The following is a 21,962-nucleotide window of genomic DNA, read 5'->3' as shown; positions in this document are numbered from 1 at the left end:
ATGGCAACGCTCGTACTAACCGCCGTCGGATCAATCCTTGGTGGTCCTATCGGTGGGGCCCTGGGTTCAATCGCAGGACAACAGATCGACAGTGCGATCGGCCTTGGTCCGAAGAAAATCCATGGCCCGCGGCTCAAGGATCTGTCGGTCACGACCTCCAGCTTCGGTCATCCGATCGCACGGCACTTCGGCAAGGTAAGAACTGCAGGGACCATTATCTGGGCGACCGATCTAAAGGAACAGCGAGAGACCAGCGGGGGCGGCAAGGGTAAGCCCAAGTCGACGTCATACAGCTATTCCGTTTCGTTTGCAGTCGCGATCAGCAGCAGGCCGATCCATTCGATCGGCAGGATATGGGCCGATGGCAAACTTTTGCGAGGCGCAGCGGGAGACCTGAAATCACCCGGAATAATGCGTTTCCATAGTGGACATCGCGACCAGCAGGCTGATCCATTGATCGCCTCGGCAGAAAGCAAGTGTCCCGCCTTTCGCGACTGCGCCTATGTCGTATTTGAAGACCTTTCGCTCGGCGACTTTGGCAACCGCATTCCTGCGCTCAATTTCGAGGTCATTGCGGACGCTGCGCGCGAAGTGATGATTTCGGACCTCGTGCCAGACTCCATTGGTTCCGATAGAAATGGCGTCCTGAGTGGTATGGTTGGCTACTCGGATGAGGGCGGTCCGATATCGACTTCGCTGTCGCAAATCTCTGAGGTGTTCCCGCTAAATTTCGGTCTGTCCGGGACATCGGCAAAGATAGCTTCTTCATTGGCTGGACAGAGCAGACTGGTGCAACTCGATGCGGCGCGGCGCGCACCAGCGCAGGCTTCAGGAGAGGGGCAGAGCGAGGAGGTGGTTCAAACCCGCTCTAACTCGTCACGCGCTGTTCCAAGAGCGCTGCGCTATTACGATGTCGGGCGCGACTACCAACCTGGAGTTCAGAGAGCACTCGGGCAGTCGACCGATCATTCTGACGCAGCAATCGAACTGCCGGCAGCTCTCGAAGCTTCGACAGCCCGTAGTCTCTGCAACCATATGGTGCAGCAGGCGAAGTGGCGGAACGAATTGCTCACTTGGCCCATTTGCGACGTCGATACCGACATTCTCCCGGGAAAGGTGGTGTCCCTTCCCGACAGGGCGGGGAACTGGCTGGTCAAAGAATGGGATTGGTCTGAGCAAGGCGTGGACCTCTCGCTCGAAAGAGTGCTGCCCAATGCCCCTCGCGAAATTGACGCTCACAAAGGCGATTTGAAGCCCCCGTCAGACCTTCACCCACTGCCAACAAAGCTGCGTTTTCTCGAGCTTCCTTGGGATGGCTCGGGATCAAGCGACGATCGCCAGCTGTTCGCCGCCCTTTCGTCAGGTGAGGAATGGTCGGGAGCGAACCTTTATTATGAATTTAACGGCGGCCTGATCCCGATTGGCGTGGGGACCGCCGAGCGGGTGGTACAGGGTTCGATCCAGGATTCCCTGCCCCCTTCGCCATCGATACTTTTCGAAAGGGAGGCGACGATAGAGCTGCAAGTCGAAGCGGCAGACTTCAATATTCGCAGTACGACGATGGTTGGCCTTTTGCAGGGTGAGAACAGGGCACTTGTCGGAGACGAGGTCATCCAATTTCTTGGCGCCGAACAAACTGGCCTACTGAGCTGGGATCTGAAGGGCCTACTCAGGGGCAGAGGGGGCACGGAAACGAGTGCATTGGCCGGTCATCCGCCTGGAACTGCATTCGTCCTGCTCGACGAAGTACTGCAGCGTCTCGATGGCGCATCAATTCCCTACTCCGCTGAAACCAGACTTGCCGCAATCGGGTTTGGTGATGAGCAGCCGGTGCTCGCTGACATTGAAATGTTCGGCCAATCTCGTCGCCCGCTCGCGCCTGTCCATCTGCAAAGAACCGAAGCAGTTGGAGGAGATGTCACTTTCAGCTGGAAACGACGAGCCCGCGGCCAATGGCAATGGACCGATTTCGTCGATACAGCGCTCGTAGAAGAGCGTGAAGTATATCTTGTGGGTGTTGGAAGTAAATTCGACCCGCTAAGGGTCTGGGAAATCGAAAAACCCCATATTTCATTTTCCAAATCGGAACTCGATGCGCTCAGCGCAGGCTATCCCGGGCAATCGCTATGGGTTTGCCAGGTTGGAACTTACTCCCACTCGCATCCAGCTATTCTCGCCACATTCGCATAACTAGCCAACGGAGGCCGCCATGGCAGAAATCGATTTGAATCAAGCTACAACGAAATGGCAACTTCCGTTTTTGATCCCCGGACAGGCGCAAAAAGAAGTCACGGTCAACGAAGCATTCGCCAGGATCGACTCCCTGTTGAGCCTCGCGGTTGCCGGTGTGTCCGCCAACCCTCCACCAGAGCCATACGAAGGTGAGGCGTGGCTCGTTTCGTCAGAGGCATCTGGCGTGTGGGCAGGACAGGTCGATAGAGTGGCTGTTTGCATTGGCAGCGCCTGGCAGTTCTACTCACCCCATCCAGGAATGCAGGTGCTCAATGAGCAAACCGGGCAATATCTCTACTGCTTTCAGGGCTGGCAGACATCTTCGGAACCAGCCTCACCCTCTGGCGGGGAGACTGTCGACATCGAAGCCCGAGCGTCAATCGATGCAATAATCGATGCCCTTCGAAATAGCGGAATATTTCCGCGCAATTAGCGGAACTTTCATCATTTTGGGGCGTTTAGCGGGTTCAAGGTTGCATGAGGCAGCCTTCTTTCGGGAAATCTGCCAGCAATAGAGGCTAATTTGCAACAGTTTGGGCAGAATGCCTGCTTGCCACCGTCCAGTTGAAAAGTTAGATACTTGGCGGTGACTCCAGTTCGCTAAGAAGGGGAATAATATAATGCGGAAACTCGTCATAGGGATGGCGATGGCCTCGACGGTGCTCTCGGCACCGGCGATTGCTCGCGATGATTCATGGTATATCGGTGTTGATGGCGGGCCTATGCTCGTCGAAGACAACAACTACGATGTTGCTGGCGTAAAAAGTGATTCGTCTGCCGATTACGACACTGGCTTCGATTTCGGTGGCGTTGTTGGTTACGACTTCGGTGGTTTCCGTATCGAGGCGGAAGGTAGCTACCGCGCTGCTGACCTCGATACCATGACTGCTGGCCCGCTTGGTCTCATCGGCAACTTCGCTGTTGAGCCGGGCAATCGCCTGCGTGCGCAGAACGGCGAGTTCGACGCGATCGGCGAAACCAACATTCTCAGCTTCATGCTGAACGGCTTGATCGACTTCGGCGACGACGACGGCATCCAGGCTTCGTTCGGTGGTGGTGTCGGCGTTGCTCGTACCAGCATCGAAGCGACTGTTGATGCCAGCGGCCCTGGCACTTTCGACGATTCGGACACCGGTTTCGCTTGGCAGGCTCTCGCAGCTGTTCGCGCTCCGCTGACCGACCGTTGGGACGCCGGCCTCAAGTATCGTTTCTTCAACGCCCTTGACGTCGACATCGTCGATGCTTCGGGTGCTGAGTTCAATACGGACGTCCGCTCGCACTCGCTGCTTGGCTCGTTCATCTACAACTTCGGTGGCGCCGAAGCTCCGCCGCCTCCGCCGCCGCCGCCGCCTCCGCCGCCGCCGCCGCCTCCTCCGCCTCCGCCGCCGCCTCCGCCGGCTCCGGTCTGCAACACGGGTCCTTACATCGTGTTCTTCAACTGGGATGAGTCGGATATCACTCCGGAAGCAGCGACGATTCTCGACAATGCCGTTAGTGCATATGCCGATTGCGGCACTGCAAGCATCATGCTTGCCGGTCACGCTGACCGTTCGGGTACCGTTACTTATAACGTCGGCCTGTCCGAGCGTCGTAACGAATCGGTTCGCGATTACCTCACTGGCCGCGGCATCCCCGATGCACGCATTGCCAGCGAAGCATTCGGTGAATCGCAGCCGCGCGTTCCGACCGCAGACGGTGTTCGCGAACTGCAGAACCGTCGCGTTGAGATCACTTACGGTCCGGGCTCGGGCATGTAAGCTCTCGCGATTTTGCGAAATTAAGAAGGGGCCGGAGAGATCCGGCCCCTTTTTTTGTCTCGATAGATCTCAAGAGTAGTCCCATGAACATATTCCGATCCGCAGTCGCCCCGGCGTTGGCAATCAGCCTTGCATCATGTGCCCAGGCCTCATTCCAAGGCACTGCCATGGATGAAAAGAGAGGCGCGCCTTTGGCTATCGCCCAGCTGGCTGATCAAAACGGCACGACAATTGGCACAGCAGACATTATCAGTATGAACGGCAAGCCCACCGTCCGACTGACATTCGCCAATCTAAAGCCAGGCATCCATGCGTGGCATCTTCACTCCGCTGGAAAATGCGAAGCCCCTGCGTTCTCAAGCGCCGGTGGCCATTTGAATCCTTACGCGAGAGAGCATGGCCAAGATAATCCGAAGGGGAAACATCTCGGCGATATGCCCAACGTGACCGTCGGTGCAGACGGCCGGGGCTCAGGTGAGTTTGCACTCGACATTGGCTCCGCTGAATTAAGCGAGCTGTTATTCGACGCAGATGGCACCGCCATGATGCTCCACGCAGATCCCGACGATTACAGGAGCGATCCTGCTGGTGCCGCGGGTCCGCGCATCGCTTGCGGAGTGCTAGAAAAACTCCAGTAAAGGGAAGTCGTCCCTTCGTCGCGAGGACTAGACAGGCTCTCCAGCCTGTCTAGCTCGCTCGATCAGCGATGCACTTGCAGCCGGCACAAGTTTGATCGACGCCAACACCAGGATCAAACCGATCGGTGCAATCCATAGAGTCGAGAGAACGCCTTTCGACAAATCGCCATCGTTTGTCGCTGAAACATATCCTGCAAGATAGGGCCCCAGCGCGAGGCCAACGAGCGTTGTCGCGAGGAAAAACGTCGCTGTGGCCGTCCCCCTCATTCGCGGAAGGACCAGCGCCTGACTGGTAGCTGCAGCTGCGCCCAAGGCGGACGACGTCAGCAATTGCGCAAAGAACGCCAGGATGAAGAATGTGGTCAGATCATTGGTGGTAAAGAGCCAGATGGCGACCGGAATTGGCGAAACCAGACCAAAGAGCAGCACGAACAATCGACCAGCCGGGTGCTTCTCGAACAGGATGTCAGCAACCCGTCCGCCAATCGTCACTCCGAGAAAACCGGCGACCGCACTTGGCCCGCCAATCCAGAAGCCCAAGCTACCCTTGTCGATTTCGAACACACGCTCTGCGTAGGGGGCCGTCCAATAGGCACTTGCATAGGCCATAAAGGCTACGCTTCCGTACCCAAGGATCGTGCTGAGGAAAGCAGGCGATCCCCAGGTGAGGCTGAACGTCGCGGGATCCCGCTCCCTCAGCGAAGTCGCCCAACAGAAAACAGCGTAATAGCCGATGGCGAGAAGAAGCCATTGGTCGGTAATTGCAGAGATCAACATTCCTTCGCCGGAGTCGAGCCAGTCCGTCAACAACACGGCGAGCGTCATGAAAAACACGAAAACGAAGATGTTGATTGCGAGGGCCCCTGCTCCGCGCCGCGCCGCGCCGACCAGAGTAAATGGCGGGATTACCGTGAACAGTTCCGCCACGAAGCCTTTGAACGGCGCAGGATCCTCCGGCGATTCGAGGCCATCGATCGCTCCGCGCTTCGGCTCTTTCAATGTCATGACCCAGAGCGCCAGGAGCAGACCCGGTAAACCGACGGCAATGAATGCAACTTGCCACCCGGCGAGGTCGAAAGGTCCACCGTCCGGATAGGCGTTATTCCAGCCGTCGACGATCATCCCGCCGATGAGCAGTGAAATACCGCCGCCGATATAAAGGCCCGAACTGTAGATCGCGAGCGCCGTTGCCCTCAGCCGCGCTGGAAACCAGTCGGAAATAAGGGAATAGGCGGATGGGCTGGCTGTAGCCTCGCCTACGCCGACGCCGATACGGGCAGCGGTCAAAGTCGTTGCGTTCTTCGCCAGGCCCGAAAACGCCGTCATTGCAGACCACAGGGCGAGACCGATCGTCATCAGCCTGACACGCTTCCAACTGTCCGCGAGGCGCCCCAAAGGGATGCCGAACAATGCGTAGAAAATCGCGAAGGCCGTTCCGTAAAGAAATCCCAGATAGGCATCATCGACGCCCAGATCTGCCTTGATGTCGTTGGCCAGGATCGAGAGAATCTGACGATCGATGAAGTTCAATACATAGATAAGAACGAGCACGCCCAGCGCATACCAACTGTATGCCGGAACCGGTTGCTCGGCTTGCGGACGCACTTCGGACGCTTCGACGTGCTCGCCGACCTGATCGCTCATGTTATGAATTTCCTCTCAACGCTTTGCGTCAAGCGTAGCTGGTATTATCCGTAATTCCAGCCTCTTCGAAACCTTTCTGTCGCAATCGGCAGGAATCGCACTTGCCGCATGCCCTGCCGTCGGGTTCCGGATCATAGCAGGACCAACTCCAAGCCGGCTCGAGCCCAAGCCTGTCGCATTCCCGGGCAATATCGGCTTTCGACATATATTGCAGCGGGGCATGGATCTGGAAGGGACGACCTTCGACACCTGCCTTGGTGCCCAGTCTGGCCGTTTCGGCGAAGCTTTCTATGAATTCCGGCCGACAGTCGGGGTAACCCGAATAATCGAGCGCGTTCACCCCGATGAAGATATTCGCAGCGTCGCTTGCTTCAGCGCAGGCGACCGTCAGGGAAAGAAAGACCAAATTGCGGGCCGGTACGTAGGTGACCGGTATGTCCTCGCCGACGCCGCCCTTCGGCACTGGAATGTCAGCGGTTAGTGCCGAACCCCCAAAAGCGCTCAGATCGAGTTTGATTTCGCGGTGCGAAGCAAGTTCGAGCCGATTTGCGATCTCCCTCGCTGCATCGAGCTCCCGACGATGACGCTGCCCATAATCGACTGTCAAAGCGTGCACGGTGTAGCCGCGTTCCTTCGCGATAGCGGCCGATACCATGGAATCGAGGCCGCCTGAAAGCAGCACGACAGCCTGCATGTTTTCTGATTTACCCTGCGTCATATCGCGCAGGACCTAGCGCCATTCGCCAATGTTTCAATATGCGCCTTTTCCGACGCATATCGATTCATCGGCAAGTGCCGGTGCGCCGCGCTTCTGCATTCGCCTGGAACGGCAATCCTTCGACGATTCCTTGCGTCTGGACCTGTAGCAAGGAAGGCGTCTCCTGCCTGATCTTCGTCCGTCCGTATCCATTGCCAGGACACGTGTACTGCACGACGACTTCCTGGGCCTCATCCTCGACGATGAAGCGCGAACAGTTTTGTTCACGGTGACGCAGCTGGATCAGTTCCATCCCGGTTCTGACGCAGATCTTGCGATCGAGCGATCCATCGCGAGACTTGAGGGTCCATTCACCCTTCGCGAGATTGGCCAGCATCCCGAGACTGCCAGCTTGCGCGGTTGCTCCTGATGAAATCAAGGTTGCGGACACACCAAGAGCAGCCGCAAAAAGCGTCGGCAAATAGAACCGCCATGCTTTCATTCTCCGCTCCTGCATAATGTGTCCCAACGGCATGCTATTAGCACATCGGCGATAAACCGCTCCTTAATAGCGACGAACCGTTTACGCCGTAAGGATGAATTCCTTCGAGCAAAAGGCACAGTCGACGACGATTTTTCCTTCGTCGTTCTTCATGGCTTCCTGATCTTCCTCGGGGAAGCGCGCAATGACCTGCTCGTAATGCTCTATACTGCAACGACAGCCCTTGCTCAGCATCAAACCCTTGTTGACCCGGATTTCGTCCTCTTCGTGGAAGAGACGCCAGACGATCGCTTCCATGGAAAGCGCGCTATCGGAAAGCTCGTCATGACTGATGGTCGAGCCCAGGGTCTCGACATGTTCCCAGTCCGGATCGTCCAATTTCACGTGCAGGCGTTCGCGACCTTCCTCGCCTTCCGGAAGGTGCTGCAGCAGAATGCCGCCCGCACGGCATTTGCCGCCCGTATTGCGTACAGCGACCCGCAGCAGGGTCGGCACCTGTTCCGATTGCACGAAGTAATTCTCGCATGCTTCGGCAAGCGAGGCTCCTTCCAGCGGGACGATGCCCTGATACCGGCGACCCTTGTCGGTCTCGAAAGTGATCGCGAGATAGCCTTTGCCGAAGAGGGCGAAGAGCGATGGATTTGCGCCCAACTCCGCCAGCATGTCGGCGTCGAAATCGACATAGCCGCGCATCTGGCCATTGCGGAAATCGCAAACCAGCAGGTTGACCGGTCCGTTTTCCGTCTGGGCCTGCATCGTCAGCTGCGCATTGTCGCCCTTCAGCAAGCCGCCCATCAAGGCGCCAAGCACCAGCGCCTCTGCCAGCAGCAAGGTAATCGGGGCAGGATAGTCATGGGCCGACAAGACTTCGTCCAGCAAACCTTCCAGGCGAACAGCGCGGCCACGCGCACTGCGGTCAGGCAAAGTGAAGCCGAGAATCTGATCGGCAAAGGTTTCGGCTTGTTCAGTCATGGCGGCTATATGGGGGCGGGCCTGAGCGATGGTAAGCCCCTGCCCGCAACCCGGTCATCCAAGCTGCTCGAATGCCCATAACAGCACCGACTTCTGCGCGTGGATGCGGTTTTCCGCTTCATCGAACACGACGGACTGGCTGCTCTCGAAAACCCCTTCGCTTACCTCGTCGCCGACATGAGCCGGCAGGCAATGCAGGAAGATGGCATCGTTCTTGGCATGCGCCATCAGGGCTTCGTTCACCTGATAGGGCGACATCGCCGCGATCTTGTTATGAGCGTGATCCTGGCCCATCGATACCCAGGTATCGGTGATCAGCACGTCGGTATCGCGCGCCGCAGCCACAGCATCCTGAGTCAATGTGACAGTGCACCCGGCCTCGCGCGCCATCTGGACGAATTCGTCTTCGGGTGCGTAACCGGCGGGCGTCGCCACGCGGACGTTGAATTTCATCAATGTCGCTGCCTCGAGTATCGAGTGCAGCACATTGTTGCCGTCACCGAACCAGGCGACCTCCAGCCCCGGCAGCGCCTTGCCATGCTCGATCATCGTCAGAAGATCGGCAACGATCTGGCAGGGATGCGAGCGATCGGTGAGTCCGTTGATCACCGGAACAGTGGCATAGCGCGCCAGTTCCTCTGCCTTGGCATGGTCGTCGGTGCGGATCATGATCGCATCCACCATCCGGCTAAGTACGCGGGCAGTGTCCGCGATCGATTCCCCACGGCCGAGCTGGCTCGTCCCGCTATCGAGAATCAGGGCGGATCCGCCGAGTTGTCGCATGGCGATATCGAAACTGACCCGTGTGCGGGTCGAATTCTTCTCGAAAATCATGGCGAGGACACAGCCGTCCAGCGGTCGGTCGCTGTCCGGTCGGCCCTTGGCCCAGCCTGCGCGCGCAGCCTTGCGATCCTGCGCATCGTTGATCATGGCGGCAATTGCATCGCCGCCCGCATCGGAGAGGTCGAGGAAGTGCCGCATGATCCGTGCCTTCCTCAGCTTTCCGGGACTTCGTAGCTTGCAGCGCCTGCCGAAAGCTTTTCAAAGAATTCGTCGATCTCGGCATCGCCGACCACCAGTGGCGGTAGGACGCGGAGCGTATTGTCGCCTGCCGCAACCGTCAGGAGCTGGTGATTGTCGCGCAGGTGCACGAAGAAAGGCCGACTTTCGACCTTCATCTTGAGACCGAGCATCAGGCCCTTGCCGCGGACGAGTTCGAACAGTTCCGGATAATTGCCGATGAACTGTTCGAGGCGGCTGCGAAGACGCTCGCCCTTGTCACGGACCGACGCGAGGAACTCGTCGTTTGCGACCGCTTCCATCACCGCGCTGCCCGCAGCCATGGCGAGCGGATTGCCGCCATAGGTCGAACCATGCGTTCCGAAGGTCATGCCGCGCGCGGCCTTTTCCGTCGCAAGACATGCGCCGAGCGGGAAGCCGCCGCCAATCCCCTTGGCAGTCGCAAGAATATCGGGCTCGATGCCGTATTGTTCATAGGCATAAAGCGTCCCGGTACGGGCAACGCCGCACTGCACTTCGTCGAGGACGAGCATCAGGTCGTTTTCGTCAGCGAGCTTGCGCAAACCCTGCATGAATTCATCCGAGGCCGGGCGAATGCCCCCTTCGCCCTGGATCGGTTCCACCAGGAAGCCTGCGGTATGCGGGCCCATTAGCGCCTTGGCCGATTCAAGATTGTCGAACTCGGCATATTTGAACCCGGCGAGCAGCGGCGAGAAGCCGTGATGCATCTTTTCCTGATTCGAAGCGCTGATCGTCGCCATCGTGCGCCCGTGGAATGCATTGGCGAAGGTGATCAGTTCATAGCGCGTCGTATCGCCCTGGTGCTGGTGATAGGCGCGTGCGGTCTTGATTGCGGTTTCCACCGCCTCGGCACCGGAATTTGTGAAGAACACGGTATCGGCAAAAGTCTTGTCGACGAGCTCTTGCGCCAGCTTTTCGCCCTGCGGACTGCCGTAAAGGTTCGACACGTGCATTAGCGTTGCGGCCTGCTTCTGGATCGCGCCGATCAACCCTTCATGCGAATGGCCGAGCAGGTTGACTGCGATACCGCTTGCAAAGTCGAGATAGCGGGTGCCGTCTTCGTCGATCAGATGACAATGTTCGCCGCGCACGGGGCGCACGCCGCAACGGGGATAGACGGGCATCAGGGGAGTGATCGACATAGGGCACCTGTAATTCACGAAATTCGAAAACGAGAAATGGCGGCCCCTTTAGGGACCGCCACTTCGCGCCGTTTAGATTGTCGCCTTGCGCCGGTCAAACACCGGCCTGGGGCTCGTATCAGCCTTGAACGGGCACAAGGTTGACCGCCGAGTGCTTGCCTCGTCGATCGACCTCGAGGTCGAATTCATAGCGTTCACCTTCGTTGATACCGGCAAGGCCGGACCGTTCGACGGCGCTGATGTGAACGAATGCGTCCGGCTGGCCATCATCGCGTACGAGGAAGCCGAAGCCCTTCATAGAATTGAAGAACTTGACCGTGCCGACAGCCTTTTCGCCAGTCAGTTCGCGCTGCGGTGCGGCGCTGCGCTGCTCGACTTCGATAACATCGCCAACGACCTGCAGGTCCTGTGCCGACACCTTCCCGCCGCGATCGACGAGATTGAATTCTAGGCCCTGGCCTTCTGCCAGACCTTCAAGGCCGGCACGTTCGACAGCACTGATGTGGACGAAGATGTCTTCGCCGCCGCCATCTTGCTGGATGAAGCCGAAACCCTTCTGTGCGTTGAAGAACTTTACGACGCCCTTGCCGGTACCAACAACTTGAGCTGGCATGCGGTTGAAACCGCCGCCACCACCGCCGCCGCCGCCCGGGCCACCACGACCGCGACCGCCGCCACCGCCGAAGCGATCGCCGCCACCACCGCCGCCATAACGGTCACCACCGCCGAATCCGCGATCGTCATTACGCGGACCTCCGAAGCGGTCGCCACCCGATGGCGCGGGAGGATTGTATCCGTCCATGCCGCCACCGAAGGGATCGAAGCCGTCTTCGCCGAAACCGTCGCGTTTGTCTCGACCCCGGCGGCGCCCTCTATCGTAACCCATAATCTACGTCGTACCTTGTTCCATCGCCCTGGCATTCCTTGCGACGGTACTACGGACGACAGCCATACCGTGCGCGGTTGGTTCGCCGGTGAATGCCGGACCCCCACCCTTCTCAGCTTTTACGCATAGCTCACAAATGCGAGCGATGCGAACGATTTAACACAACTGCGCGCAATGGGGCGAAATTGTGACATTTTCGCATAATTCCAGAGGTTGTCGCCCATGCGAAAGTTAGGCATTGCGACGTCATGACCGACAGCAACTTCCGACAATTGTCAGACCGATTCTTTGCCAGCCCGCAGATCGGTGTCGCCGACATCGATTCTGCCAGAGAACTTGGCATTACCCTGATCGTCAACAATCGACCGGAAGACGAATCGAGCGACCAGACGCCCGGGGCGGAGATCGAGGCTGCAGCGAAGGCGGCCGGCATCGGATATCTGGCGATCCCGGTGACACATGCCGGTTTCAGCGTGCCGCAGGTCGAGGCGCTCGCTGCCGCAATCGAAAACGACGATGGCAAGATCCTGGGCTATTGCCGCAGCGGAACCCGGTCCACGCTACTTTGGGCGCTTGCGCGGGCCAGCATGGGTGATGATCCGTCGAGCATCTCGGACGCTGCCGAATTGGCTGGTTACGACACGTCCCCGGTGCGCCCGGCCATGGACATGCTGGCAGCGCACAACCGCGACTGATCAGTTCCGATAATCGAGTGGCGGCTCCCGGTCGCCGAGCAGCGACTGATAGACGTAATCCGGGCCGCGCGAGGCATCGAATTCGGCCCGCGCCGCAGCGCGCAATTTCGGGTTCGTAAACAGCTCCACCGCCATCAGCGTCATGGTCTTGGCCGCGACCTGCGCACCCTTGAAGCCGATCGAATTGCCGCTAGCCGCGACCGCCTGCCAGCTGTGCGCGCTGGTGCCCGGAATCCATGTCGCCGCCCTCAGGCCGACGGTCGGTGTCGCCCAGGAAACGTCGCCGACATCGGTCGAGCCATATCCCAGCCGCTTGTCATAGGGTTCAATCTGCGCAGCCGATTCGATCGGCTTGGCAGCATCGCCCAGCGTCTTGGAAATTTCCCTCGCCCACGCAGCTTCTTCGGCCGTGTATTCGACGCCGCCCACCTCCCGCAGTTTGGCATCCATCACCCGGGCGAGCGTTTCATTGACGAGCAATGCATTATTGCCGTGGATGACTTCCCACTCGACCTCGGTCCCGGTGCCGAGCGCCGCTCCGCGAGCGGCATCTTCCAGCCTGGTCCAGATATCCTGCACGCCCTTGGGGTCGGGATGGCGCACGTAATAGAATACCTCGGCGAAATCGGGCACGACATTGGGCGCCTCGCCCCCTGAAGTGATGACGTAATGCATGCGTGCCGATTGCGGCATGTGTTCATGCATCATGTTCGCCATCATGTTCATTGCCTCGACTCCGTCGAGCGCCGACCGACCGCGCTCGGGCGCACCGGCGGCATGCGCCGAAATCCCCTTGAAGCGGAACTTCGCCGACCGATTGGCCAGCGTCGTGCGGGCCGCTGCGCTGTTCGAATCGTCGGCGTGCCAGTGGATGGCGATGTCGACGTCGTCGAACAATCCTGCGCGCGTCATGTAAACCTTGCCCGACCCACCTTCTTCGGCAGGTGTGCCATACAGCCGGATGCGGCCCGGAGTGCCCGTCTTTTCCAGCCAGCGCCTGACCGCGATGGCCGCAGTCAGCGAACCCGCCCCGAACAGGTTATGGCCGCAGGCTTGGCCCGCCAGCTTGCCTGCCACCGGATCGCGGCTGGCGGAGCGCGACTGGTTGATCCCGGGAAGCGCATCATATTCGGCGAGGATGGCGATGACCGGCCCGCCGTCGCCCCATTCTGCGATGAAGGCAGTGGGAATGCCCGCGACCCCGCTCTTGATCGAGAACCCTTCGCTCGCAAGCTCTTCTTTCAGGAGCGAGCTCGACCGGGTTTCGAGGTAACCGAGTTCGGCCCAGTCCCACAGCTGGGTAGCGACGCGTTCGGTGCGGCCGGCTTGCGCTTCCACCTCGGCGACGGGATCGGCCGTCTGGGCGCTCGCCTGGAAGCCCGTGGCGAGAACGGCGAGCGCCGTTGCGGTGAAGAATCGCGTCATTCCAGATGTCCCCCTTTTGACCGGCAGCTTGCCGCAAAGCGCGCCCCGTGCCAATCGGTATGGCTATGGAATTCCCGCCCGCCCTTATCCAGTTTCTCGGCTCGCTCGTCGCCATTCTCGCGCTTGCGGGGATTGCGTGGTGGCTGAAGCTCGGCCCCGAGCCGCGACTGGAGGACGAAGCGGATGCCCGCGCCGCCGCCGATGAAGCGGTGAGCGGTTTCGATCCGGTCGCTATTGCCCTCGACAGCGAAGGACGCGGCGCGCTGCTGCGCGATAACGCCGGGCGAATCCTGCTGCTGCGACCACACGGCACGCACTTTGCCGGGCGCCTGCTAACGCCGCAGGCGAGCGCGTATGTGGAAGGCGATGCGCTGGTGATCGACACGGCTGAAAAGCGATATGGATCGGCACGGCTCGACCTGGGTGATAATGCTTCAGCTTGGGTGCAGGCGCTCGACGAGATAAAGAGGGCCGGTCATGCCTGATTTCTCGCCCACCGAATATGCCGTACCCGGCTTCGTCGCACTGGTCCTGATCGAAATGATCTGGGCCTGGCGCACGCGGCGCGACGCCTATGAGCCCAAGGATACGCTGACCAGTCTCGCGTTCGGCCTCGGCAGCACGGTTGCCGGGCTGATTTCCGGCGGCGTCTTTCTCGCGCTGTTCCTGTGGGTCTGGCAGTTTCGCCTGTTCGAGATTCCGTGGAGCTGGTGGGCATTCGCACTGTGCTTCGTGCTCGACGATCTCGCCTATTACTGGATCCACCGGTTCGGCCACCGCGTGCGCTGGTTCTGGGCGAGCCACGTCAACCACCACTCGAGCCAGCACTACAACCTGAGCACGGCATTGAGGCAGACCTGGACGGGCTTCCTTACCCTGGGATTTGCCTTCAAACTGCCGCTGGTCCTGCTCGGCTTCCATCCGGTGATGATCGCGATCTGCGGCGGCTTCAACCTGATCTACCAGTTCTGGATCCACACCGAAGCGATCGGCCGGATGCCGCGATGGTTCGAAGCCGTGATGAACACGCCGAGCCACCACCGTGTTCACCATGCGACCAATCCGCGTTATCTCGACCGCAACTATGCCGGTGTCTTCATCGTCTGGGACAGGATGTTCGGCACTTTCGAGCCCGAAAGCGACGAGGAAAAGATCCGCTATGGCATCGTGAAACAGCTTGGCAGCTTCAACCTGCTGTGGGCGGTGTTCCACGAATGGATCGGCATTGCGCAGGACATGTGGCGCGCGCCGTGGAAGCACAAGCTGTCCTATCTGCTGCGCGAGCCCGGCTGGACGCATGACGGCAGCCGCGAGACTTCCGACCAGATTCGCGAGAATTGGTTGCAGAGGAAAAGCGCTGCGGAAAACTCCGTTGCAACCGGAAACCCAGTTGCGAGACACGGCGAGGCCGCCTAACCTCTCCCGCACAAGGAGAGGACATGGACAGTTTCGATTACGTCGTGATTGGCGGCGGCAGTGCAGGTAGTGCGGTTTCCGGGCGCTTGGCCGAAGATGGCAGGCGCACGGTTTGCCTGCTCGAGGCGGGCGGCACCAACGACAATTTCCTGATCAAGACGCCGGGCTTCATGCCCTTCATCCGGAACAGTTCGAATTACAAATACGATACCGTCCCGCAGAAAGGGCTGAACGGCCGCATCGGATACCAGCCGCGCGGACGCGGTCTGGGCGGATCGTCCGCCATCAACGCGATGGTCTATATCCGCGGCAATGCGTGGGATTACGACAATTGGGCGGCGCTGGGCTGCGATGGCTGGGCCTATGACGATGTCCTGCCCTATTTCAAGAAGGCCGAAGACAACGTCCGCGGCGGTAATGACTATCACGGGTCGGGCGGCCCATTGCGCGTGTCCGACCAGGGCTCGCCCAACCCCACGAGCCGCGCCTTCGTCGAAAGCGCAGCTTCGCTCCAGCTTCCCACGACGACCGATTTCAACGGCGAGAAGCAGTCGGGCTTCGGCCTCTACCAGGTGACCCAGAAGGACGGTGAGCGCTGGTCTGCCGCGCGTGCCTATGTCGAACCGCTGCGCGGCAAGTCGAACTTCGATATCCGTACAGGCTCCTTGGTAGAGCGGCTGGTGATCGAGGACGGGCGCGTCACCGGTGTTGCGATCAGGCGCGGCAACAAGGCGGAGATCGTCCATGCCCGCCACGGCGTGATCCTATCAGCTGGGGCCTTCAATTCTCCGCAGATCCTCATGCTCTCGGGCATCGGGCCGGGCGCACACCTGCAGGAACAGGGCATTGCAGTCACGCTCGACAAGCCTGCCGTCGGCAGCGACCTTCAGGACCACATCGATTACGTTTCCGGTTGGGAGACGAAATCGCGCGAGCCGTTCGGCAACAGCCTCGAGGGGACGCTGCGCATGGTCAAGGCGATCATCGAACACCGGCGCAAGCGCACCGGGATCATGACCACCTGTTTCGCCGAAGCGGGCGGTTTCTGGACCGTCATGCCCGATGCCCCCGCCCCTGATGTACAGTGGCACTTCGTCCCCGCCGTGCTCGAGGATCACGGGAGAGAGAACGTGGGCGGTCACGGATTTTCGCTCCATGCCTGCGTACTGAGGCCCGAAAGCCGAGGCACCGTCAGGCTGAACAGCGCCAATCCGGCAGATGCCCCCCGCATCGACCCCAACTTCCTCGACGACGAGCGCGACATGGCGGTCCTGCGCGGCGGTGTGCGTCTGTCGCACCGCATCGCAGAGGCCCCGCCGCTGTCGGATTACGATCCGCAGGACCGTCACCCCGTCGACATCAACGACGATGCCGCCCTCGACGAATTGATCCGCAACCGTGCCGACACCGTCTATCACCCGGTCGGCACCTGCCGCATGGGCGGGGACGACGACAGCGTGGTCGACAACACGCTGAAGGCGCGCGGTGTCGACGGACTATGGATTGCCGACGCATCGATCATGCCGCGGCTCGTCAGCGGAAACACCAATGCGCCGAGCATCATGATCGGCGAACGCTGCGCCGACTTCGTCAAGGCGGAAGCCTCTGGGTAAGCTCAAGGACTGGGCAGGCGCTCTCAAGCGCGATGTGGTGGCGCTCTGGATCGCTTCCGGCGACAAGCGCACACCCATCGCTGCAAGGGCACTCGCCCTCCTCGTGGCAGGCTATGCGCTAAGCCCGATCGACCTGATACCGGACTTCATCCCGGTCCTCGGCCTGTTGGACGATGTCATCCTGCTGCCTCTCGGCATCTGGCTGGTCCTTAGGATGATCCCGCCGGCGCTTATGGCGGAATTTCGCGTGCAAGCCGAACAGGTGAAGGTGAGGCCCCGTGTCCTGGCCGGAGCAGCGCTAGTCATTGTCGTGTGGCTGGCGGTGCTCTCATGGATTGCCGCTTCGCTCTGGCGGGCCGACTGACCTAGTCGAGCCGTTTCCACATGGTCGAAAGCGGCACAGGCACGGGCCCGTTCTCGTCGAACCAGTCGCTCTCGACCTCGTATCCGCAGGCGCGGTAGAGCGGCCTTCCCGACATCGTCGCTGCCATTTCGATTGCGGCGAAGCCTTCGTTTCTCGCGGCGTTTTCGGCCGTTTCGAGGATCAGCCTGCCGATGCCTTTACGGGCGTGATCGGGGTGGGTGTACATGGCCCTGATGCGTGCACGTTCGGTCCCCGGATCCAGCGTGCGCGGATCGCGGCCCGCCGAATGGTTGCCGCCATACAGGGTCGCGCGGCGCGACCACCCGCCGCAACCGACGAGTTCGCCCTGCTCCACGACGCAAAAATAGGTCCCGTCTTCGATCAACTGCAGATCGAGGCCCATGCCGGCGCGCGAGGCTTCGATCTGTTCGGGAGTTAGAAAACCCTTTTGCAATTCGGCGATGGCCCGATCCATCAGCGCGGCAATGGTATCGGCATCGTCGCGGGTCGCGAGCCGGATCGTCAGAGTCATGCTGAAATTCCTTGGGCCAAGAGAAAGGGGGCGACCTTGCGGCCGCCCCCTCGCTTTACCTCAGGCTGTTTCCGATCAGAACTGGAAACGACCGCGGATGTAGTAGGTGCCGCCGCTGAAACCGAACGGCGACGTCACTGCATATTCCGCACCGGCGATACCGGCATAGGGGTTACGCTCCGGATAGGTGTCGAGCAGGTTCTGCGCACCCACGGCAAGCTCGAAACCGTCGAACAGCTCGTAACCGAGTTCTGCATCGAGGGTCACACGTGCACCGGCGTCGATCGGCAGCGTGCCGTCGTCGAGGTGCGCTTCGTAGAAGCTGCCGAAGTAGTTCGCGCGCAGCATGCCGCGGAAGCGGCCCTGGTCGTGCGTCAGGTTGAGGAAGCCCTTCCACTGCGGGAGGTTTTCTTCAAGCTGGCGGATGCGAGTATCCGAAATGGTGGAGTCCGCATTCAACACCTTGGTGTGCGTGTAGTTCACCGCCAGCGTGGCGCGCGTGGTGCCACCCGGGATCGGATAGAGACGTGCATTCGCCACGAAGTCGACGCCCTGCGTGCGGGTGTCGAACGCGTTGTTGAAGAATGCGAATGCGGTCAGGTCTTCGAAACCGGTGAAGTCGTTGCGATCGATGACGCCGGCACCGTCAAGCGCGACCAGCAGGTCGGCCGTACGCGGCAGCGGGTCGTTGATCAGGTCTGCAGGGCAGGCCGTTGCAACGCTTTCACGATCGGCCAGGTAGCACAGGGCTGCCGGGAAGCTGATCGTCGACGAACGCGAAATACGATCCTTCAGCTTGATGTTGAAGTAGTCGAGCGTGAAGGTGATGTCGCCAAAGTCGCCAGCGAGACCGACGGTGAAGCTGTCGGACTTTTCGGGCCCAAGCGTCGGACGGGCAAGACCGAGACCGCCATTGGCAGTGTCGGAAATGTAGTCGGACACGATGAGACCGGCAGGGCTGAAGAGCGGGAAGGTGCCTTCATCCTGCAGCTGGCCACCGGAGAACTGCGTCGTCACGTTGATGACGTTCGCCTGGCCGGCGGTCGGTACGTGGAAGCCGGTCGAATAGGTACCGCGCACGCGCAGTGCATCCGAGAGGCGATAGAGCGCGCCCAGCTTCCAGGTCGTCGTGTTGCCGAAGCTCTTGGTGTCTTCGTAACGGACGGCACCCTGCAGGGTCAGCGCGTCGATCAGGTCGGCTTCGATATCGAGATAGACCGCCTTGTTGTCTTCGGTGCTGGACCCGGCAGCATTGTCGCTGAAACCGCCGAAGCCGTTCGAACTGGTCGAGAAACCCTGACCGGTCGGATAGGCTGCCGTCGGCTGCGCAAGCGGGCCGAGAGCGAACGAAGCCGCATCGCCAGCCTGGATGGTGAAGGTTTCCTCGCGGTATTCCGCACCGGCTGCGACATAGACGCTGCCAGCGCCGACAGGGATTTCATAACCGAGGTCGAGGTTAACCAGCTGTTCTTCCTGCTGGTAACCGCCCGGCTTGAACTCGTTCGGCGTATTCGGGCCGAGCGAAGCGTTGACCGTGTTGCGGATCACGAAGTCGACTTCGTTCCGGCCGTAGCGATAGCTGACGTCGAAATCGAGGCCGCCGAACAGTTGCCCGCGCAGGCCGCCTGCAACCGATACGTCTTCGAGGCTACCGCCGAAGCGCGGAGTGAAGCCGCCCGGGAACATCTCGACGAAGGAGAAGCAGTTGGGATCGGCCGAAACTGCCGCCAGGATGGTCGGATCGGGGATCAGGCCGCCCTGCGTCAGCGGAATACCGGCAACACAGTCGCCAGAGCTGTTGATCGACAGGTCGCCGACCAGGACCGAAGGAACGGCATTGGATGCGCTCGAAGCAAAGCCGGTGGTCGGATCGACCATCGGACCTGCATAGACGCCGCCGCGATTGGTCGGGTTACGGAAGAAGAAGCCGCCGTCCACATTGCGCGAGGCATAGTTGCCGAATGCATAGAGGTGGAGGTTGTCGGTAAGATCGAGGCCCGAATTGATGAACAGCTTGAAGTCGTCATTGACGTTGGGCTGACCCCAGATCTGGGCGGGATCGGCCACTGCCGTATTGCCTGCCGCGATCAGGGCGGCTGCGTCGTCGCGCTGTACCGAACGGCTGGTCGCATCGGATTCGCCATATTCGGCGCTGATGTTGATGAAACCCAGCTCGGTAAACCCGAGACCGATGTTGGCGCCGATCTGGTAGTTGTCGCCGTCACCTTCATAGGTGGAGCCCCACTTGCCGGTGAGCGTGCCGCCTTCGCGGTCATCTTTGATCAGGAAGTTCATCACGCCTGCGATGGCGTCCGAACCATATTGCGACGATGCACCGTCACGCAGCACTTCGAGCTGCTTGATAGCGATGGTCGGGATGGTCGAGATATCCGGACCCTGCGAGCCGTCGGCGATGCCCCCGCCGAGGAAGGTGATGACCGATGCGCGATGCATGCGCTTGCCGTTGACGAGGACCAGCGTGTTGTCCGGCGAAAGCCCGCGAAGGTTTGCGGGGCGGACCAGGGTCGCGGCGTCAGAAATCGGCTGGGTGTTGACGTTGAACGAGGGGACGGCGACGCGGAGCAGGTTACCCATGTCCGTGTCTGCATTGGCAGCCAGTTCTGCGCCGGTGACGATATCGACCGGGGCGACGGTGTCCGCTGCCGAACGGTCGGCCTGGCGGGTACCGGTAACGATGATGGCAGGTGCGTCCATGGGATCGACGGCCGATTCATCGGTCACGTCCTGCGCCATGGCTGGTGTTGCAGTGGCAACTACGGCGGCGCTCGAAAGCAGCGCGAGCCGGGTGGCCGAAGCGCGATTAAACATCAATTTCATAGGTTGTTCCTCCTCGTCCTAGAAATTGGGAATAATCTGACGTCCCAAGGGGTAATCGAGCAAGTCCGTTTCGTTTGATACCGGATCAAACCGGTAACACTGTCACCAGAATGCAACATACAAAAAAAGGGGCCGGAGCGGCTGGCTCCGGCCCTCTAGTCTTGGTGTTCGCAGGAGGAACACTGTCAGGCGGGACGAGTGGGAGGAGAGAGTTACCCGTCCCGCCAAACTGTTGGATCAGTTGTAGGCGCGCTCCCCGTGCTCGGCGATGTCGAGGCCGTTGACCTCGTCTTCTTCCGAGACACGCAGACCGGTCACAACCTTGGCAATCATACCGGCGATGAAGGTGCCGACCGCTGCCCAGACGATGGTGATAACCACGCCTTCGAGCTGGATCAGGACCTGTGCCAGTGTGCCGGTCGAACCGTCGCCGGGGCCGCCGATGAACGGCTGGACCACGATGCCGGTGCCGATAGCGCCGACGATACCGCCGATGCCGTGGATGCCGAAAGCGTCGAGGCTGTCGTCGTATCCGAACTTGCTCTTCACCTTGGCGACGAAGAAGTAGCAGACGACCGAGGCAACCATGCCGAGCAGGATCGCACCGAACGGTCCGCTGTTACCAGCTGCCGGAGTGACGGCGACGAGGCCGGCAATCACGCCCGAACAGAAGCCCAGTGCGCTGCCCTTGTGGCCGGCGAGACGCTCGACAACCATCCAGGTGAGTGCACCAGCTGCAGTGGCGACGAAGGTGTTGATCATGGCAAGGCCTGCGACGCCGTCGGCTTCGAGTTCCGAACCGGCGTTGAAGCCGAACCAGCCCACCCACAGCAGGCCGGTGCCGACCATGGTCATCGTCAGGCTGTGCGGCGGCATCGGTTCTGCCGGATAGCCGCGGCGCTTGCCGAGCATGTAGGCAAGGACGAGACCAGACACACCGGCGTTGATGTGCACCACGGTGCCGCCAGCGAAGTCGAGTGCGCCTGCATCGAGCAGCAGGCCGCCCGTGCCCCAGACCATGTGGGCGATCGGGAAATAGACGATCGTCAGCCAGATCGGCACGAACACCATGACGGCGCTGAACTTCATGCGCTCTGCCGTTGCACCCAAGATCAGGGCTGCCGTGATCGCGGCGAAGGTCATCTGGAAACTGATGAAGACATATTCGCTGATGACTTCATCACTGAAAGTTGCCGCCGTGGTGTCCGGCGTTACCTGGCCAAGGAACAGGTTGCCCCAGGCGAAGAACTGGTTGCCTTCGGGTCCGAATGCGGTCGAGTAACCCCAGATCACCCAGACCAGCATTGCGAGAGCGGCGGTGGCGCCGATCTGGGTCATGGTCGAAAGCATGTTCTTCGAACGGGTAAGTCCGCCGTAGAAAAGTGCGAGACCCGGAAGGATCATCAGGAGTACCAGTACGGTGGAAGTCATCATCCAGGCGTTGTTGCCCGGGTTCGCGACGGCAGGCGCGGCTTCGACAGCCTCTTGCGCCATCGCGGCGGTTGCGACGAGCATCGAAGCGCCAAGCGCCCCTACGCCGCGAGCAAATGTGCGGATCATTGTTTTAC

The 21,962-nt window shown here is 60.4% G+C and carries 20 protein-coding genes; 9 read left to right on the top strand and 11 right to left on the bottom strand.

All coding sequences use genetic code 11. The annotated features are described in order from the left end of the window. From AMC99_RS13305 to AMC99_RS13290, 4 genes are all read left to right on the top strand, one after another. Entirely contained in the window at positions 1 to 2,190 is a 2,190-nt protein-coding gene (locus AMC99_RS13305; protein WP_061927278.1) for a GTA baseplate fiber-binding domain-containing protein, read from the top strand. A gap of 19 nt (positions 2,191 to 2,209) precedes the next feature. Next, positions 2,210 to 2,665, top strand: a complete 456-nt coding sequence (locus AMC99_RS13300; RefSeq protein ID WP_061927276.1) for a DUF2793 domain-containing protein — start codon at positions 2,210 to 2,212, stop codon at positions 2,663 to 2,665. Between the two features lie 187 nt (positions 2,666 to 2,852). Continuing rightward, entirely contained in the window at positions 2,853 to 3,989 is a 1,137-nt protein-coding gene (locus AMC99_RS13295; RefSeq protein ID WP_061927274.1) for an OmpA family protein, read from the top strand. Positions 3,990 to 4,156: 167 nt separating this feature from the next. Further along, entirely contained in the window at positions 4,157 to 4,627 is a 471-nt protein-coding gene (locus AMC99_RS13290) for a superoxide dismutase family protein (protein WP_198143541.1), read from the top strand. A gap of 27 nt (positions 4,628 to 4,654) precedes the next feature. Here AMC99_RS13290 and AMC99_RS13285 read toward each other — a convergent pair whose 3' ends face one another. From AMC99_RS13285 to AMC99_RS13255, 7 genes are all read right to left on the bottom strand, one after another. Further along, positions 4,655 to 6,271: a spinster family MFS transporter gene (locus AMC99_RS13285; RefSeq protein ID WP_061927270.1), complete on the bottom strand. Its 1,617-nt coding sequence runs from the start codon at positions 6,269 to 6,271 to the stop codon at positions 4,655 to 4,657. A gap of 28 nt (positions 6,272 to 6,299) precedes the next feature. Then, a complete protein-coding gene (gene queC / locus AMC99_RS13280; protein WP_157058333.1) occupies positions 6,300 to 6,989 on the bottom strand; it encodes a 7-cyano-7-deazaguanine synthase QueC in 690 nt (229 codons plus the stop codon). 64 nt (positions 6,990 to 7,053) lie between these two features. Further along, positions 7,054 to 7,470 carry a hypothetical protein gene (locus tag AMC99_RS13275; RefSeq protein ID WP_061927266.1) on the bottom strand — a complete coding sequence of 139 codons (417 nt, stop codon included), beginning with the start codon at positions 7,468 to 7,470 and terminating at the stop codon, positions 7,054 to 7,056. 81 nt (positions 7,471 to 7,551) lie between these two features. Continuing rightward, entirely contained in the window at positions 7,552 to 8,442 is an 891-nt protein-coding gene (gene hslO / locus AMC99_RS13270; protein WP_061927264.1) for an Hsp33 family molecular chaperone HslO, read from the bottom strand. 54 nt (positions 8,443 to 8,496) lie between these two features. Further along, entirely contained in the window at positions 8,497 to 9,423 is a 927-nt protein-coding gene (gene argF, locus AMC99_RS13265; protein WP_198143540.1) for an ornithine carbamoyltransferase, read from the bottom strand. Between the two features lie 14 nt (positions 9,424 to 9,437). Then, positions 9,438 to 10,625: an aspartate aminotransferase family protein gene (locus tag AMC99_RS13260; RefSeq protein ID WP_061927260.1), complete on the bottom strand. Its 1,188-nt coding sequence runs from the start codon at positions 10,623 to 10,625 to the stop codon at positions 9,438 to 9,440. 118 nt (positions 10,626 to 10,743) lie between these two features. Beyond that, positions 10,744 to 11,511 (bottom strand): cold-shock protein, encoded by a 768-nt coding sequence (locus AMC99_RS13255; RefSeq protein ID WP_061927258.1) that lies wholly within the window; start codon positions 11,509 to 11,511, stop codon positions 10,744 to 10,746. A gap of 248 nt (positions 11,512 to 11,759) precedes the next feature. Between AMC99_RS13255 and AMC99_RS13250 the strand changes: the two genes are divergently transcribed. Continuing rightward, positions 11,760 to 12,206, top strand: coding sequence for a protein tyrosine phosphatase family protein (locus tag AMC99_RS13250; RefSeq protein ID WP_061927256.1), 447 nt, complete (start codon positions 11,760 to 11,762; stop codon positions 12,204 to 12,206). On the opposite strand, the gene AMC99_RS13245 is transcribed toward AMC99_RS13250, so the two are convergent. Beyond that, complete coding sequence (locus tag AMC99_RS13245; RefSeq protein ID WP_061927254.1) at positions 12,207 to 13,631, bottom strand: amidohydrolase; 1,425 nt, start codon at positions 13,629 to 13,631, stop codon at positions 12,207 to 12,209. It lies immediately after the preceding gene. Positions 13,632 to 13,696: 65 nt separating this feature from the next. Between AMC99_RS13245 and AMC99_RS13240 the strand changes: the two genes are divergently transcribed. From AMC99_RS13240 to AMC99_RS13225, 4 genes are read left to right on the top strand one after another with little or no spacing between them, the layout of a single operon-like run. After that, a complete protein-coding gene (locus AMC99_RS13240; RefSeq protein WP_061927252.1) occupies positions 13,697 to 14,116 on the top strand; it encodes a hypothetical protein in 420 nt (139 codons plus the stop codon). Continuing rightward, entirely contained in the window at positions 14,109 to 15,047 is a 939-nt protein-coding gene (locus AMC99_RS13235) for a sterol desaturase family protein (protein WP_061927250.1), read from the top strand. The genes AMC99_RS13240 and AMC99_RS13235 overlap by 8 nt, the downstream gene beginning before the upstream one ends. Before the next feature lie 23 nt (positions 15,048 to 15,070). Then, a complete protein-coding gene (locus AMC99_RS13230) occupies positions 15,071 to 16,660 on the top strand; it encodes a GMC family oxidoreductase (protein WP_061927248.1) in 1,590 nt (529 codons plus the stop codon). Between the two features lie 37 nt (positions 16,661 to 16,697). Further along, positions 16,698 to 17,024 (top strand): YkvA family protein, encoded by a 327-nt coding sequence (locus AMC99_RS13225; protein WP_232301432.1) that lies wholly within the window; start codon positions 16,698 to 16,700, stop codon positions 17,022 to 17,024. Position 17,025: 1 nt separating this feature from the next. On the opposite strand, the gene AMC99_RS13220 is transcribed toward AMC99_RS13225, so the two are convergent. The 3 genes from AMC99_RS13220 to AMC99_RS13210 form a co-directional block, all read right to left on the bottom strand. Then, positions 17,026 to 17,556: a GNAT family N-acetyltransferase gene (locus AMC99_RS13220; RefSeq protein ID WP_061927244.1), complete on the bottom strand. Its 531-nt coding sequence runs from the start codon at positions 17,554 to 17,556 to the stop codon at positions 17,026 to 17,028. Positions 17,557 to 17,631: 75 nt separating this feature from the next. Then, a complete protein-coding gene (locus tag AMC99_RS13215; protein WP_198143539.1) occupies positions 17,632 to 20,394 on the bottom strand; it encodes a TonB-dependent receptor plug domain-containing protein in 2,763 nt (920 codons plus the stop codon). A 237-nt stretch (positions 20,395 to 20,631) separates the two neighbouring features. Further along, positions 20,632 to 21,954 (bottom strand): ammonium transporter, encoded by a 1,323-nt coding sequence (locus AMC99_RS13210; RefSeq protein ID WP_061928061.1) that lies wholly within the window; start codon positions 21,952 to 21,954, stop codon positions 20,632 to 20,634. Between the last annotated feature and the right edge of the window lie 8 nt (positions 21,955 to 21,962).

It is taken from the genome of Altererythrobacter epoxidivorans (assembly GCF_001281485.1).
GTDB lineage: Bacteria > Pseudomonadota > Alphaproteobacteria > Sphingomonadales > Sphingomonadaceae > Erythrobacter > Erythrobacter epoxidivorans.
The sequence above is the reverse complement of the archived record's forward strand: the minus strand, read 5'-3'. Positions and strand labels throughout refer to the sequence as shown.